Raw genomic sequence first — 16,615 nt, forward strand, 5'->3', positions numbered from 1 at the left:
CCCACAATTTATTTCCGAATCACGGCTCCGATTTCTTTCTCAAAAGCAGCCATCAATCGTTCCATTGTTTTGTCGATTACCTTATCGGTCAATGTTTGTTCGTTATCTTGCAAAATAAAGCTTACCGAATATGATTTTTTCCCTTCGCCCAAGTTTTCGCCTTGGTATACATCAAATACATTGATTTGGCGTAAAAGGTTTTTCTCGTACTGTCTAGCAATTTTCTGAATTTGGTCGAAAGTAACTTCTTTATCTAATACCAACGACAAATCACGACGAACCTCAGGGAATTTTGATAATTCAGCAAATACAACATTTTCTTTGTATTGTTTGAACAAATAATCCCAGTCAAAATCAGCATAGAATACCCCCTGCTTCACTTCGGCGGCCTTCGCTACTTTGGCTTTTACCAAGCCCAAACTAACAGCCTCTTTCTTGTTGATAACATACTGAATACCATACTCAAAAGTAGCAGAACCCTCAATAGGTTTTGTTTGGAAGTCTTTAAATCCAAGTCTATTCAATACCTTATTCACAATATTTGCTAATGTATGAAAAGCCACTTTATTAGCTTTTTCTTGCCAAGTTTCGGCTACAGTATTGCCAGTAAGGTACACTGCCAAATGGCGTTTTTCTACATATTTATCATTGACTTTGTGGTAAGTTTTTCCAAAGTCAAACATCCTCAAGTCTTTCTGGCGACGATTGATATTATAAGCCAAAACCTCTAAACCCGAAAACAACATTGACTGACGCATTACGGCCAAGTCTTCGGAAAGACGATTTAGGATTTCAACATTTTCGCCTGTCAAATCAGCCTTGATTAAATCGGCATAAGCTGGTTTGGTCAACGAGTTGGTAATAATTTCGGAGAAGCCATTCGATGCCAACAAGGTAGCCACTTTGGCCTGTAATTTTTCACGGTCTTTGGCAGGGAAATCCGACAGATAGTCTGTACCCAAATGCTCAGAGAGTTCAATATTGTTGAAGCCATAAATACGCAAAATTTCTTCAATTACATCGGCTTCACGTGTTACATCAACACGATATGGAGGTACGATTGCAGTAAAACCCTCTTCGGTTTCTGCGGTAATCTGAATATCCAACGCTACCAAAATACTTTTGATTAATGCTTTATCCAGCTTTTTACCAATCAACCGGTCAACATTTTTGTACAAAACAGGTACTACAAAATCTTGGATTGGCATTGGATAAAAATCAGTAACCTCCGACGCTATAACTCCACCAGCCATTTCTTGAATCAATAAAGCGGCATATTTCAACGCATACAATTTCAGATTGGGGTCGGTACCACGTTCAAAACGAAACGAAGCATCGGTTTTGAGACCATGACGCTGAGCCGTTTTTCTAACAGAAGTAGGATCAAAATACGCTACTTCCAGATATACCCTTGAAGTAGATTCTTTGATACCTGAGCCTGCACCACCAAACACACCTGCAATACCCATTGGTTCTTCGGCATTACAAACCATTAGGTCGGTTGCGGCGAGGGTTCTTTCTACTTCGTCGAGAGTAGTAAATTTTGTACCTGCTTCAAGCGTTTTTACCACTACTTTTTGTCCCTTAATAGCATGCCAGTCGTAGGCGTGCATAGGCTGCCCCAAGCCATGACAGATATAATTGGTAATGTCTACAATATTGTTGATAGGACGCAAACCAATTGTTATCAACGCTTTTTGCAACCACTCTGGCGAATCTTTTACGGTTACGCCATCGATGGTAACACCACAAAAACGAGGACAAGCTTCGGCATCTTCTACCACCAACTCAATGGGGAAGTTGTTGTTTTCTACCTTAAAAGCCTCTATCGAAGGAACTTGTAGAGGGCGTTGTGTTACAGCCTTAATATCGCGAGCCACCCCCAAATGCGAAGCCGCATCGGCACGATTTGGTGTCAAACCAATTTCGATAAGAAAATCTGCTTCTAAATTAAAATATTGGGTTGCAGGCGTACCATTCGGCAGGTCGGTATCGAGTATCAAAATACCATCGTGCGAATGTCCAATACCGATTTCGTCTTCGGCACAAATCATTCCTTCCGAAAAATGCCCATAAGTCTTTTTTCTATCTATGGTAAAAATGGCCTTTCCTTCTTTGTCGTACAGAGTTGTACCTACAGTAGCCACAATCACTTTTTGTCCAGCATCGACATTGGCAGCACCACACACAATTTGAGCGGGTGTTTCTTGGCCAACATCTACTGTAGTAAGGCTCAACTGTTTTTCTTTCACCATAAATCGCTCGCAGGTAAGCACTTCGCCAACCACAAACCCTTGTAAACCACCAGGGATTGAGTCGTGACGTTCGATACCTTCCACCTCTAACCCTGTGCCAGTAAGGAGGGTATCTAACTCTTCGGGAGATTCATTGATTTCGATGAACTGTTTAAGCCAATTAAGTGATATTTTCATCAGATTGTATTTTTATTATTAGCTATTTGTATTAAAATCCTAGCAGGATATTGTTTTTCAGTCCGCAAAGTTACACGTTTTACGCTTTTAGTCTTTGTTTGAACAAAACAAAAACAACTCTAGGTATTGAAATTACCCCGGCATAGCCTTGTATGCTATATATTACTACATATTTACCTCAATTGGTAGCTGTTCTAAAGAGGTTTTCTGTAGCAGTAAGGTACTGAGATTGGTCTGTTTTCTAAATTTTAACCCACCGCTTCTACATTTTCTTACAAAAAATCTATAAACTTTTTTATCTTGCTATTCAATCTAAAGACATTCAATTAATTACGCCATCATTATGAAGAACTTATCCATTGCAGAAAAAATGAACCTACCATGGGTAGAATCGCCCTTTTTCTATGATTTATTGAAAAAACGTTCACTTTCGCAAGAAAACGAAGCCTTAGTAACCCATTACCATGAAGAAGGATTTATTGTATTGAGAAATGCCGTGAATCATCCGTTAATTGATTCCGTTATTAGTGATTTGCAAGCGGAATTTCCTCAAAACCTTGGCGAACAGCCTGCGCGTCACCAAGATATATGGAAAAAATATCAATCTGTAAAAGAACTAGCTAGCCAGCCTCAGATATTTGATGTATTGCGATTGTTGTACGAACGAGAGCCAATACCTTTCCAAACCCTTAATTTCAAATTTGGTACACAACAACGTGCCCATTCCGACACCATCCATTTTAGCTGTATTCCTGCTCGATATATGTGTGGAGTATGGGTAGCCCTCGAAGACACCAATGCCAACAACGGCCCACTATTCTATTACCCTCGTTCGCACCGTTCCAAAGAGTTTAATTATTTTGATATTGGTATAGAACCCGAAAAAGATTATGCAGAATATTGGAAATATGAGGATTTTATGGAAGAGCTTATGCAGGCTCAGGGAACTCCCAAAGTAGAAATTCACATGAATAAAGGAGATGTTTTGATTTGGTCGTCTAACCTGATTCATGGAGGTACACCTATTCGTGGCGGAAATGTTACCCGCTGGTCGCAGGTGTCACATTATTACTTTGAAGATTGCGTATATTATAGCCCACGCTTGTCGGATATGTTTGCCAATAACCTCAACCTACGGCATGTTATCAATATTGCCACTGGCGAGGTAGTACAACACAGCGAAAACGGCAAGCCTATCGAAACTATCAATACTGGTGATTTTAAATATGCTATTAGCCATAATTTTAGTATTCCTGTACTTACCAAAGAGATTATCAAACGTATTATTGGTAAAAAACCATTTTAAAAATGCCTAATACTGCTCTTAGCAAATAACTCGACTATCTGCTAAGAGCCTGTTTTTGTTCATTATAACTTCAATACCAACTGGCTTTTATCGGCCTTTGCAATTTTCTTATAAAAATCTGTAAGTTCTTGGTAATCTTTAGCTTCAAATATGCCATTATTTCTTACAAAATGGCGAGTATAAATCAGCTTGTTATCCTTCAATGTATATTTAACAGTAAATGTCCCAAATTTAGATTGGAACGTTTGTGTAGGAGGCAAGACTTCTACAGCCTGATGAGTAGGCAACATAATAGTAACTTCGTCGTGATGGGTAAAAGTATCAAATAGCTCGATAGGGTTAGTTCTAGCAACTCCTGTATTTTTAGGGATAAAATCTTCACTTAAAAAAATATCAGGCGTAACAAATAACCTTGAGCCACTTGCTGTGGCTATTCTTTTTAAATTGGCCTCGCAAGTAAGTTGAACCTTCGGTACTTTACTTTTTTCTCGTTGCCAATTAAGCTTCTCTAAGCTAGCACTGGGCAAAGCCAAATATTTGGGTAGATATTCTATTTGCTTTTCGGTGTTATTGAGTTCCATTATTTCGGCAAAAATATCTTGTAATGCTCCCGAAAACGAAATATCTAAAGTAGCTCTAGCTGTTCCTGTGGCATCTAGTTTAATCGTAGCTTTTCTGTTAGCAGTATTATTAGAGGCAGTCAGTGCAGGCGTTTTTACCAAAACACCACCTTTGGGTGTTGCCAATAATGTATGTCGATTACTCGTAAAGTTAGAGAGATACCCAAAAGGATTAGTTTGTGAGGTACATTCTAGCCAAATCGTATCGGACGACATAGGCACACACAATATAACATGGTTAAATTGCTGAGAAGGAAAATCCACTAAAATATCGGGTTCGTGATGCCCTGCCCGAATCGACGCATAGTACGATTCTATACCAATCGTTTTGAGGAGAGCTTTGGTATAGTTGCTCAAAGCCTTGCAGTCGCCGTACCCTTTGTCGGCTACATACTGAGCCGCAAAAGGTTGTAACCCTCCTATTCCCAACTGAATACTGATATAACGTGTTTTTTGCTGAAGGTATTCATACACCTTTCTGACCTTGCCCTCTTTAGTAGCTTCGGCAGCAGTAAATACCTGAATTTCAGCAACAATACTTGGCGATAACTGGTCACGGTTTTGGTTTAATAGATTATCAAATACCCCGACATTCTGCCATGTGGTATAGTCGCCCCTATAGCCTTCCATTTCAAAAACACTTGGCGATGCCATAACTCCAGGCCCTTTTTTGGCCCAATTAGGGGTAAAATCCTCGCCTTCATGCACTTTCAAGTTACTTACCGACCACGTATAGATCGTTGTTTCGGCTTGCTTACTGATTTGAGCTGCCGCAATCCCATTCAGTTCTTTGTAACGCAAAGGTAGATTATAGGGAACTTCTATGGCTAAGGTATTTTTCTGAATCGCTAATTCTGCGGCATTGGCATGAGGAAACCAGTGTTCATAAATAGCCAAATTTTTGTCGGTAACTTCGTACGAATATTCAACAGTAAAGGGGAAATCGGCATATTTGAACTGAGCTAGCTTGTACCTTAAATCATCAAATAAATTGGTTTCGCTAATATTTCCTAAGTCTTGAATTTCTTCTTTTTTAAGTTTTCTGAGTTTTTCGCCTGAAGCGCTGTACAATATACCTTCCAGGCGATTTACTTTGGTAAGCTTATCGTAGGCAACCACCAATGTACCTTCGTCCATGCCTTGTTCATCTAAAATAGTCACTACTATATGTTTTTTGCGAATTCCCATCCCTGCGTTTTTAATCGACAGGGTAGTTTCGCTAATTTGGACAACCGCATGAGCGTTTTCTAATAAGGCTGATGGTATATTACTAACACCCCACTGTGCATTGGCAGATAATCCCATGCAAAAAGCAACTACTATTAATAGGTATTTCATCATCATTTATTTTCTTTTTAAAACAACCATTTCGCCATGCTTTTGCACAATCTGCTCGTAGAACTTACGCAAAGCTTGGTATTCTTCAACAGCATAAAAGGCCCTTCTCAACTGAATACGGCTAGCTACAATCAGCACGTTGCTGTCGTCGACAGTAGCCGAATAGAAGAAACGACCGCCATCGTTGGGTAAGGCAATGTGCATACCTTTGGGCAGTTCTTCTATGGTATAATCGTTACCTAATTCAAATTTGCACGAAATAATCTCTTCTTGCGAATACGTAAAATCTACAGGAAAAGTACGTTCGGGGCTACTCAAAGGGGTGATTTTGAGCCCTTCTTGTAAAAAGGGTAACAAATAAACTTTATCTGCTACTTGGTTAAAAGCGTCACTGATTTGGGTATTAATTACAATTTTGGGCATTTGGCCTTGATTATTATTCTCAAACCCTTCAAAATCAATTTGGGTATTAGTCCACTGAGGTTGTTTTTCTAACAATTCTTTCGAGAGTTTTTCTTTTCCAAGAATCCCCATTTTTTCACGAAGAGCAACTCCATGATAGCCATTACCCGACAATACCATAGTTCCTTTTACCAAGCCATCTTTGGCTAGCTGCATTTTTATGTCTACTAATTCAATACTTTTTTCAGGAGTAGTAATAAAAACCCAACGGGAATGCCTAGGAACCAGAAGTCGCCCCTCATAACTCATACAATAAGCAGGCAACATACCCCAGTTTAGTATTTTACTGGTAGCATCCAAGAAAACACTTTTACCCTGTATATTGACGTAAACAATGGCATAATTAAAGCGAGTAATCATGGGGTAGTCTTTCCAGATAAGGCCGTGTTCGCGAGTACTTAGTATAACGGGGTTGGCCTCTACTCCTACTTGTCGAAGCAGTGCTATTAACAATAAATTTAGGTCAGAGCTATTGCCTCTTTTATTCTCAAAAACTTGTTTCAACGCCGAACTTGTATAAAGGCTTTTCTCGCCATTCCATGTAAAATTTTGCTGTACAAAACGAAATACCTCTTTGGCCAAGCTTAGTGTATCTAGCTTTTGGCCTTTCAGTAATTCGGTAGTTTCGTTAAAAGCTCCTATTTTTTTAATGGTTGCCCCAAAATTGTCGTCCTGTAGCATATCGTTGTCTAAAACCTCCCAAGTTTTTGAAAACGACTTAGGCTTAGACATCCCTCCCAAAATATACTCAACTAATTCAAAATGAATCATACGTCGGTAGTCATCAATATTGGCTACAAAATTTTCTTCCTTTTGAGCAGGAATATTGTTCATAATCCAGTGATAATTATGATGTTGATTACGCTCTTCGTAAGTTTCTGTAGCAAAAAAACCTTGGGTAGCTTGTGTAATAATTCGATAAGAAAAATTATTAGGATAACTAAATTTATATTCGCTTTGAACCGTAGGAATATCTGTTTGCAAAACACAATCTTTGGGTTTGAACGGATACGGTGAATGTATCGTATAAGAATATTCGATAATTGAACCTTCTTTTACTTGTGGCAAAGTAAAGGTTACTTTTTCATAGGAATCACTTCTTTTGGCATGAAACACATCCTTTTCTGCTAACTCCTCTGTTACTATCTGTTCGTTCTCCCAGTTGTATGTTTTACCCTTAACATCCTCGATACTTTCATAACGGGTGTCGCTATTTCGTCCATAAAGATACACCGTCACTGTACTTCTTTTGTAGGCAGATTTTTTGAGAATTTTTATTCGCATACAATACCTATACGAAACCTGATAGCCTTCAGCACCTTCGTAGACAGCCCCAGAGCCATAATCATTGATTATATAAGCCTCGGCCGTAGAATCTTTGGCATATACTTTTGCTTGAAGCTCTTGTGCTGTAACCAACGGAAATGTTGGTAGGTCTTGAGCTAGTACGATTTGTGAAATAAAGATAAAAACAATTAGTAATATGCTTTTCATCGTGAATAGGAATGGTATATTGGATTGTTATTTTTTCTTGAGAATCACTTGCTGAGCTCCTTTCTGTGAAATGTATTCATAATACGATTTGATATGCTGGTATTCTTCGGCAAAAAAGACTGCTTTCTTGATAAATTGCTTATTCATCAATAGAATAACATTGCTGTCTTGTGAATTAACCAAATAGTTAAAACTTCCAGCGTCTTCTGGCAAAACTAAGCGAAAAGATTTAGGTAATTCTTCTATAATATACCCGTCAGGCAGAATAATCTGAATGGTATAGAGCTCGGTAAGAGGTGTGGCAAAATCAATAGGAAACTTTCGAGAACTACTCTGGAATGGATTTTTTTCATGTCGTAAATCAAACATAGGGTTAAAATAAATTTTATCTTGCCCCACAGTAGCCACTTCTTTCATTCGGAGGCTAATTACAGCATTTAGCGGTTCTGACAAAGTCGCTACATCGGTAAATTTTATACTCTTGATTTGCCAATTAGGATATTCTTTCATCAAAGTTTCTTGATATTTGGCTTCGCCTCCTTTAGCTAGCAAAATTCGTTTTTCATGTGCAGTATAGCCCTTATAAGTGATTGACAATTCACCTTCAAGGTCGCCATTTTTCAATAAGCGAAATACCCCAGACTGTAAAACTTCTTTTTTATCTGCTGATACTAAAGGCACCCATTTATCATTTTCACCATTGACAATTAATCGTCCTTGCCCATTCAAACACCGAATGGGTATTTGTCCAGCATAGCTGAATGGTTCGGTAGCATCGAGCAACATTGCTACTTGGCCTAATTTAATATGGGCAATAACGTAGTTAAATTTCTTTTCTAAAACGTGTGAAAATAATATACGGCCATGTTCACGAGTACTCAGAATAACAGGATTAGCGTTCAAATTCAGTTCTCGTAGCAAGGCTACCAAGGTAAGATTTATATCGGCTGAATTGCCCATCTTACTTTCAAAAACCTTTTTTCTTGTATCTGAGCCATAAAGACTAGATACGCCATTCCAAACCACATGCGACTGGATATAAGAATATGCTGCATTGATACGCCCAACGGTATCTTTATGGGTAGCCTTTATGGTATTGGCCACATCTCTGAGCATACCGTCGCTTTTGAGGAGTTTTCCAAAAGAGTCATAACCCAATAGGGCTTGTGACATATCGTTCCATGTAATCGAAAAACTCTTTGAAGGTGCATTCTGAGGGTGATATGCCGCTATTTCAAATTCTATTTTGGTGACATAATCATCGATAGTAGTCATAAAGGGTTCTTCTTTAATAGCTGGAGCAGCTTTGACGACCATTCTATGGGCAGTACTATTAATATTACCTTCCATACCAATAAAATTGATACTATTAGGACTTTCGTTTTTGATATAAAAAGGCTCGTAACCTTGTGTGAGAAAACGAAATTGATAAAAAGTGGGTATGTCTAAACGTAGCTCGCTCCAAGCTACAGGAATGCTTTTTTGAAACTCCCAAGAAGGTATATTTGTATCAAAATCTGACACTACTTTATAGCTATATTCAATAATTACACCTTCCTGTACATTGGGCAGGGTAATTTTGGTAACAGTAAGCTGGTCTGTTTTTTTCTCTTCAAAAATGGCATCTTTTTGCAACTTATCTATTTGCATTTTGCCATTTACCATACGGTAGGTAGCCCCTTTTATGTCTAACACATATTCTTTACCTTGCTTGCTTAGGTGCGTAAGTATAGAAAATGTAGCCCAATCATAGCCTGCTTTTTTGAAGATTTTGAGTCGCCTATGATGAGTCAAAACTACTTGTAACCCTACATTGGCGTTGTACTGATAACCAACATTGGCATAATCGAATAGAATTACGGCTGCGGCCGAGCTGTCGTTGCCATAACGTGTCATGGCAAGTTCTTCTGGCGAGATTTTCCCAAATTTGAGAGGAGCATCTTGGGCTTTACCTCGAAAGCCAAGACATAGTAATACCACGACTAGATAACTAAGTGTAGAATAACGTTTCATTGTTTTAAATATTTAATTAATAGATGAACAATTTGTAGGGTAGTTGAAGTTTATTCACTAAAATACCCGATGAAATTAATAAATTACATCGGGTATTTTGGCAATATATCACAAAAAAAAATTACTGTCCTAAATGACTTAATTTGTCACGCCTTGGAATTGTTAAAATTTGTTTCTGGCGGCCATCTATATAATGTACCTTTCCATTGACAAATAAGCCTTGTTCTTCTAGCATTACTCGTACTTCTTTATTGCCCCATTCAGGGATTTTTACCTTGGCATTAAGCTCTATTGCATAAGCTGTATTTTCGTTGATAGGATAATCGCCATTGCCGGGAACACCTCCTTGCATATCCCACATACCAATAGCAGGCCCAGCCGCATGACCATGATACCCCACTGGATGCGAATAAATTTGTGCAACTACGCCATCTTGCTCGGCTTTTCGCAACGACAACGCCAATAATTGATTACCAGTCATGCCTACTTTAAAAAATCCTGTTAAAATATCTTGTAGGCGATTTCCTGAAGCCAAAGCTTTGGCCAAATAGGCTGGTACTTCTTTTTCTTCTGGACGCAATACGTAGGCTAACTCTTGCACGTCGGTATTGAGCCTCAAATAAGTAATACCAAAATCGCAATGAAGCAAGTCGCCAGGCAAAATTACATCTTCGGCTGGGCGGCGGTCGTAAGGCCAGTTCGTTTTATCAGGGTCGGGGCGTTGCACATCTACCGTTGGATGAAACCACGTATCAAGCTTCAGTTCGGCTACTCGTTCACGCAAATACCATACTACATCTTCGGTAGTAGTAACACCCGGAACAATTACTTTTTCAGAAAAAGCTTCTGCTATAATCTGGTGTGTAATTCGGTCGAGCATCTCGTAGAGGGCAATTTCTCGGGGTGTACGAGTTTCTAGCCAGCCCACACAGAGGCGTTCAGCCGAGGTTACTTTACTTTTCAGATTTTCAGGCATATTGGCCATTAGCTCTTGGTGTTCTGAGTGCGTTAGGCCATCGGCATGAGCATACTGCTCAGAAATATCTAAGGCTATTTTTTTAGGGTTTCGTTCTGCCATAATTTGTATCAAACGTTTCCATTGGTTGGGTTCTTCTTCAGGCTTCCATGCCGATTTAAAGATTGTTCCAACATTATAACGGGCTACAGCCAATGCTTCTAATCCTTCTTTTTCTCCTTTGTCAAAAATCACCAAAATAGTTCTGCGTCGAGCATTAAGCCATGTTGAAGGCAACATTGTTTTGATAATTGGGTCTTCGTTGTATTCTCGGGCAATGATTACCCACATATCAATACCATTTTTCCGCATTAGGCTGGGCAATACACTTTTAAAACGTTCGTCCAAAAGTTGATCTTGAACCACGGCACGGTCTTTTAAAGGTAAAATAGGGGGCATTTCTTGAGCGAAACTAGCTATATGAAGCATTACAATAAACAGTAGTGTGGTAAATAGTTTGTTCATGAGGAAGACGTGTTTGTATAATAATAATTCAGCAAATTATGTTTTAATTAATTGTTTATAAGCAAATTAACATCACTCAAGGATTTTAATATCTAAGTTTAGCAGATAAAAAGGCACTCCTGAAAATTTATTAATGTGCTACATCATGATGACCTTTTTCCTTGTTTGGGAATACGAGGAAAAAAGGCTGAGGTTTTTTCTACGTATTCTTTGTATTCGGGTTTGGTTTCTACCAATTTTTGTTCGAGCAATGCTACCCCCGACACCTTCATCAACAAAAAAGTCATGAGTATTGGGCTAAAGATTGTCCAAGAAGCCCCCACCGAAACAGCTAATAAAAAATATCCCCACCAAAGAAACGCATCGCCAAAGTAGTTGGGATGTCGGGTATATTTCCACAAGCCTTTGTCCATTACATATCCTTTATTGGCTGGATTTTTCTTGAATTGCGACAGTTGCCAATCGCCGATAGCCTCGAATAAAAAGCCTATCAACCAAATCACCACGCCATAAACATCGGCGATTTGCCAGGTAGTAAAGCTTGTATATTGAGCAAAAAATAAGGGTACAGCAATAATCCAGAGTAACACACCTTGTAGCAAATACACCCTAAAATACGAAATCCACCAATAAGATGTACCATGAGCTGCCCGAAATGCTTGATAACGGTAGTCTTCGCCTTTGCCGTGGTTGCGAATCGTGATATGCAATGATAAACGAATTCCCCAAATACTCACAAGACTACAAAGCAATATCGCCCTTGGATTTTGTAAACCGTTGTTGAGCCAGCACCAATACCACGCTACCAGCACAAAGCCCATTCCCCAAAACGAATCGATAATACTAGAGTCTTGGAGTTTGACACTGTATAACCACAACAACGTTAGGGCAAGAGCAATTAAACCAAAGCCCCCCAACAGGCTGGGGTATTGATACGATAATACGGACATCAGTCCTAAAACCAATACTGGCACAAGAATACTTAGGAATTTCATTGGCAATGGTATTTATAGTTAGCTGTGTATGTGCAATAATTATTACATGAGCATTGCCAGAAATACCATTGGTCAGCTTAACCACAATCTACATCAACCACGATACTCGACCCTTTGTATTCCTTATTAGTGGCAATTGTCTCTATTTGCTCGGTTATATAATTTTTTGCTCCTTTTAGATTAATAGTCTTTTCAAGCTTAATCATGATCTCAAATAAAAATTGATTTCTGATACGCTCTACAAGTGGCTTTTCGGGGCCTAAAACTCGTTGTTTACTGAGTTTTTCGGCTAAAAGATCGGCCAAAGCCTTTGCTGTTTTTTCGGCAATAGCTTCTTCAAAATGTTTAATGGTTATGCGTACGAGTCGGGTAAAGGGCGGATACAAAAAACCTTCCCTTTCATGTATTTCTGAGCGATATAGAGCTTCGTAATCGCCTGCTATAATTTGGTGTAGAATTGCTTGTTGCGGATTGTTTGTTTGAATCAACACTTTTCCCTGAATATCGCGTCGACCTGCTCGGCCTGCCACTTGGGTCAACATCTGAAAAGCCCTTTCCGAAGCCCTAAAATCAGGGAAATGAATCATGCGATCGGCATCGAAAATGCAAACTAAACTTACTTTCTCAAAATCTAAGCCTTTCGATATCATCTGTGTACCTACCAGCACGTCGACTGCACCACTTTCAACTTCGTTGATTAAAGTCTGAAAAGCGGTTTTGGTACGAGTTGTATCCAAATCCATTCTGGCAATTTTGGCTTCTGGAAAAATCAATTGTAATTCTTCTTCGATTTTTTCAGTCCCATAGCCTCGTGTTCGTAGCTTCACCGAGCCACAAGCCTGACAGGTTCTAAGCATGGCCTCGTGATAACCACAATAATGACAACGCAATTCTTGACCGCTGTAATGGTAGGTAAGGCTAACATCGCAGTTGGGACACGACGCAATGGTATCGCAGTCGTCGCACTGTATATACGGAGAATATCCTCTACGGTTTTGAAAAAGGATAGTTTGTTCCTTTTTTTCTAAATTTAGCCGAATGGTATCGAGCATTATATTGGAAAAGTCTCCTTTTACAAGCTTGTTTTTTCGAGCATTCTTAATATCAACCAACTCTATATTAGGCAACTGTGCATTTCCAAATCGCTGCAACATCTTTACTAATCCATAACGTCCTGTTTGGGCATTATAATAACTTTCGATCGACGGCGTAGCCGAACCAAGCAGCACTTTGGCCTTTTGTTTGTGAGCAATCACCACCGCTACGTCTCGTGCATGATAACGTGGAGCGGGGTCAAATTGTTTATAGGACGTTTCATGCTCTTCGTCAACGATGATTAATCCGAGGTTGTCGAAAGGCAAAAAAACAGCCGACCGCACCCCTATTACAAACTGAAATTTGCCAGTAACAACTCCTTTCCACACTTCGACCCGCTCATTATCTGAAAATTTGGAATGATAAATACCCATTTTATCGCCAAAGACTTTTCGTAATCGTACCACAATCTGAGTAGTAAGGGCTATTTCGGGCAATAGGTACAATACCTGTGAGCCACCTTCTAATACTTGTTCGATCAATTTGATATACACCTCGGTTTTGCCACTACCCGTGATACCATGCAGCAATACCGTATCTTTTTGTTGAAACTCATTCATGATTTCGGTAAGAGCCTGTTGCTGCGACTCTGACAAAATAGGTGTGGGAGCTTCCACAAAATTAGTATCCTCTTCAAAACGACTCACGATAACATCAAACTGCTCAAGAATTCCATTTTTGAGCAGGGTATTCAACGAGCTATCCGACACTTCGGCTTTGGTGAGTACATTTTTTTCGATCCCCTTTTTATTTAGTTCGGGCGTTCTGAGGACTGGTACATACCGCAAGTAATGTAACACTACGTCCAATTGCTTTGGCGTTTTTTCTAGCTCTTTGAGCAATGCCGTTAAATAGCCCGCCTCTTCATAAAAAGCATTGAGCCGTATTTTACGCAAAATTTTGGGCGTATATTTTTCTTTTACCTCCTCAAAAACAATAATAGCTTGCTTTTGTACCAGTGATTTGATGAGGTGATACACATTTTTTACTTCGGCAAAACGAGCTAATTCGTCGTATGTGAGCGATTGATGCTTTTTGAGTTCCTCGATTAGTTCAGTTTCACGCTCGGTCAATAGCTCTGGGCGATCAAATTCGGGATTAAACTGCACCTTCGACAAGCTTGATATTTTTAACCCCGAAGGCAAAGCCACATTGAGTACCTCGCCTATATGGCACATATAATACTCGGCAATCCACTGAAATAATTCTATTTGGGTTGGCATAACCAACGGAGCGTCGTCGAGTAATTCAAGAATATATTTAGCTTGGTATTTTTGTGGTGGTTGGTTGTGCAATCTGGCAATTACGGCGGTTACTACTTTGGTTTTGCCAAACTGTACTATTACTCTTGCTCCTAGTCGTACTGCATTGGCAAATTCGCGAGGAACACGATAGGTAAACAAGTTGGGAACTGCCACGGGTACAATCACGTCGGCAAATATGGTTATTTCTTCTTGAAAAGAATCAGTAAGGTTTTCTTGTGCTAACATAGTGCAATTTACACGAAAAATTATTTTCGTCAGCTTGCCGACTTTCTTAAACTATACATTTGCCGTAGATTTGAATAATCAAAACTGGGATCGAACCAAATAGTAAGATTCTCGCTAGCATATTATAGACAAGCAGCGCCAATATGATAAATGGATTAAATATATTCGTTATTACTTTTATTATCAGCTTCTTGGGGTCTATTCATCCTGGGCCGCTGAATCTTTCGGTGGTACAGCTTACCCTGAAAGCCAATTCACAGAAGGCTCTTTGGATGGCTTTGGGCGGTGTTATTCCCGAAATTATTTACGGCCTACTGGCGGTAGAAGGTATTTCGATTTTCCAGCAATATCCACAAATTTTTGCCTTTATGAAATGGGGCATTATTCCTGTTTTACTGTTTTCGGGCTATTGGACACTCAGGCCTTTTTCTCAAGATAAACCAACCGAACACGCCACTATTCAAACTAATATTTCTACCAAAAACACTTTTTTCAAAGGCTTTTTCTTATCTATTTTCAACCCTCAACTTTTACCGTTTTGGCTAATTGTTTTGGTCAATTATCATAATTATCAATCGTTACAAATTGATAATAGCCTTGATAAGTTGGGTTTTTTGTTGGGTGCTAGTCTTGGAGCATTTTTGCTGAATTATCTTTATATTCAAATTGCCGAAAAAAAACGAAGCCTATTGTTTGAGTATATTCAACAAAAACATTTCGATAAAATTATTGGCTATACTTTTATTCTGATGGCTGTTTTTCAGATGATAAAGATAGTATTATAATATAAACCACAAAGTGTCATATCGTTCAACCTTAACAATTAAACCATTGAAAACCAAACAAATACCCCTCTGGCTTATTAAAATCTTCACTTACGAGTATTGGACTTGGTGGGTGTTTTATATTCCTTTAATTCCTTATTGGCTTTATCAGGCTGTACGTACACGCTCGCTTACTTTTTTTACCAATGCCGACCCTTGTATCGACTATGGTGGTTTTTTTGGCGAATCCAAGATTGATATTCTCAAACAAATTCCACAGGCTTACTTGCCCAAAACGATATTTATTACACAGGGCTGTAGTTTTGAGTTTATCATGAACAGTATTCAATCGAATGGACTTGCGTTTCCTATTATTGCCAAACCCAATATTGGAGAAAGGGGATTTGAGGTTGAGAAAATAGGCAATGAAGAAGCACTACAAAAATACTTTGCCCAACATCCTATTGATTTTATTATTCAGGAATATGTGAGTTATGAAATAGAACTGGGCATTCTGTATTATCGCATGCCCGAAAGCACCACAGGAAAAGTAACATCGGTAACTCGCAAAGAATTTTTATCGGTTGTCGGCGATGGGCAGTCTACGGTACAAGAGTTGATGCAAAAAAGTACCAGAGCCCGTTTTCAGCTCGACAATATGAAACAAAAGTTGGGACAACAGTTTTACAGAATTTATCCTCCGCACGAAAAAGTGCTACTCGAACCTATCGGAAATCATTGTCGGGGTACAAAGTTTTTGAATAATAATAACCTCATTACCAAAGAACTCCACGAGGTTTTTGATAAAATAGCATTACCTATACAGGGTTTTCATTATGGTCGTTTTGATTTGAGAGTTCGCTCTATCGGCGATTTGTACAAAGGAGAGCATATCAGAATTATGGAACTAAATGGGGTTAGTGCCGAGCCTGGGCATATTTATGACCCAAGCTACAAACTATTACAGGCTTATAAAGATTTGGCTTTTCATTGGCGAATCATAGCCGATATATCTATTCAGCAACAAAAAGCGGGTATTATGCCCGTGCCTACCAAGGTACTTTGGCAGGTAGTAAAAAGACACTTTTTTAAATAGTTAATTATAATAACACCTCTAATTAATGGG

The 16,615-nt window shown here is 39.0% G+C and carries 10 protein-coding genes; 3 read left to right on the forward strand and 7 right to left on the reverse strand.

All coding sequences use genetic code 11. The features are described 5' to 3' along the window. Positions 1-8: 8 nt before the first annotated feature. Positions 9-2,432 carry a phenylalanine--tRNA ligase subunit beta gene (pheT, locus tag FLEMA_RS0121015; protein ID WP_026997784.1) on the reverse strand — a complete coding sequence of 808 codons (2,424 nt, stop codon included), beginning with the start codon at positions 2,430-2,432 and terminating at the stop codon, positions 9-11. A 343-nt stretch (positions 2,433-2,775) separates the two neighbouring features. Here pheT and FLEMA_RS69415 point away from each other — a divergent pair, with 343 nt between their 5' ends. Further along, a complete protein-coding gene (locus FLEMA_RS69415; protein WP_052354099.1) occupies positions 2,776-3,738 on the forward strand; it encodes a phytanoyl-CoA dioxygenase family protein in 963 nt (320 codons plus the stop codon). A 62-nt stretch (positions 3,739-3,800) separates the two neighbouring features. On the opposite strand, the gene FLEMA_RS69420 is transcribed toward FLEMA_RS69415, so the two are convergent. From FLEMA_RS69420 to priA, 6 genes are all read right to left on the reverse strand, one after another. Beyond that, positions 3,801-5,702: a DUF3857 domain-containing protein gene (locus FLEMA_RS69420; RefSeq protein WP_081681319.1), complete on the reverse strand. Its 1,902-nt coding sequence runs from the start codon at positions 5,700-5,702 to the stop codon at positions 3,801-3,803. Next, positions 5,703-7,652, reverse strand: a complete 1,950-nt coding sequence (locus tag FLEMA_RS0121070) for a DUF3858 domain-containing protein (protein ID WP_026995958.1) — start codon at positions 7,650-7,652, stop codon at positions 5,703-5,705. A gap of 27 nt (positions 7,653-7,679) precedes the next feature. Continuing rightward, a complete protein-coding gene (locus FLEMA_RS0121075) occupies positions 7,680-9,665 on the reverse strand; it encodes a DUF3858 domain-containing protein (RefSeq protein WP_026995959.1) in 1,986 nt (661 codons plus the stop codon). A gap of 121 nt (positions 9,666-9,786) precedes the next feature. Next, entirely contained in the window at positions 9,787-11,145 is a 1,359-nt protein-coding gene (locus FLEMA_RS0121085) for a M24 family metallopeptidase (RefSeq protein WP_026997785.1), read from the reverse strand. 143 nt (positions 11,146-11,288) lie between these two features. Continuing rightward, positions 11,289-12,140 carry a DUF1295 domain-containing protein gene (locus tag FLEMA_RS0121095; RefSeq protein WP_218918536.1) on the reverse strand — a complete coding sequence of 284 codons (852 nt, stop codon included), beginning with the start codon at positions 12,138-12,140 and terminating at the stop codon, positions 11,289-11,291. A gap of 77 nt (positions 12,141-12,217) precedes the next feature. Further along, positions 12,218-14,725 carry a replication restart helicase PriA gene (gene priA / locus FLEMA_RS0121100; protein WP_026995961.1) on the reverse strand — a complete coding sequence of 836 codons (2,508 nt, stop codon included), beginning with the start codon at positions 14,723-14,725 and terminating at the stop codon, positions 12,218-12,220. Positions 14,726-14,868: 143 nt separating this feature from the next. Between priA and FLEMA_RS69425 the strand changes: the two genes are divergently transcribed. Continuing rightward, positions 14,869-15,510 (forward strand): LysE family translocator, encoded by a 642-nt coding sequence (locus tag FLEMA_RS69425; RefSeq protein WP_044171833.1) that lies wholly within the window; start codon positions 14,869-14,871, stop codon positions 15,508-15,510. A gap of 46 nt (positions 15,511-15,556) precedes the next feature. Next, positions 15,557-16,585, forward strand: coding sequence for an ATP-grasp domain-containing protein (locus tag FLEMA_RS69430; protein ID WP_052354400.1), 1,029 nt, complete (start codon positions 15,557-15,559; stop codon positions 16,583-16,585). The last annotated feature ends 30 nt before the right edge of the window (positions 16,586-16,615 follow it).

The organism is Flectobacillus major DSM 103 (genome assembly GCF_000427405.1).
GTDB classification, from domain to species: domain Bacteria; phylum Bacteroidota; class Bacteroidia; order Cytophagales; family Spirosomataceae; genus Flectobacillus; species Flectobacillus major.

Bases quoted from the DNA above. Each gene is read 5' to 3' on its own strand.
- FLEMA_RS69420 (WP_081681319.1), bottom strand. From the start codon at position 5,702: ATGATGATGAAATACCTATTAATAGTAGTTGCTTTTTGCATGGGATTA.
- FLEMA_RS69425 (WP_044171833.1), top strand. From the start codon at position 14,869: ATGATAAATGGATTAAATATATTCGTTATTACTTTTATTATCAGCTTC.
- pheT (WP_026997784.1), bottom strand. From the start codon at position 2,432: ATGAAAATATCACTTAATTGGCTTAAACAGTTCATCGAAATCAATGAA.
- FLEMA_RS0121095 (WP_218918536.1), bottom strand. From the start codon at position 12,140: ATGAAATTCCTAAGTATTCTTGTGCCAGTATTGGTTTTAGGACTGATG.
- priA (WP_026995961.1), bottom strand. From the start codon at position 14,725: ATGTTAGCACAAGAAAACCTTACTGATTCTTTTCAAGAAGAAATAACC.
- FLEMA_RS0121070 (WP_026995958.1), bottom strand. From the start codon at position 7,652: ATGAAAAGCATATTACTAATTGTTTTTATCTTTATTTCACAAATCGTA.
- FLEMA_RS69415 (WP_052354099.1), top strand. From the start codon at position 2,776: ATGAAGAACTTATCCATTGCAGAAAAAATGAACCTACCATGGGTAGAA.
- FLEMA_RS0121085 (WP_026997785.1), bottom strand. From the start codon at position 11,145: ATGAACAAACTATTTACCACACTACTGTTTATTGTAATGCTTCATATA.
- FLEMA_RS0121075 (WP_026995959.1), bottom strand. From the start codon at position 9,665: ATGAAACGTTATTCTACACTTAGTTATCTAGTCGTGGTATTACTATGT.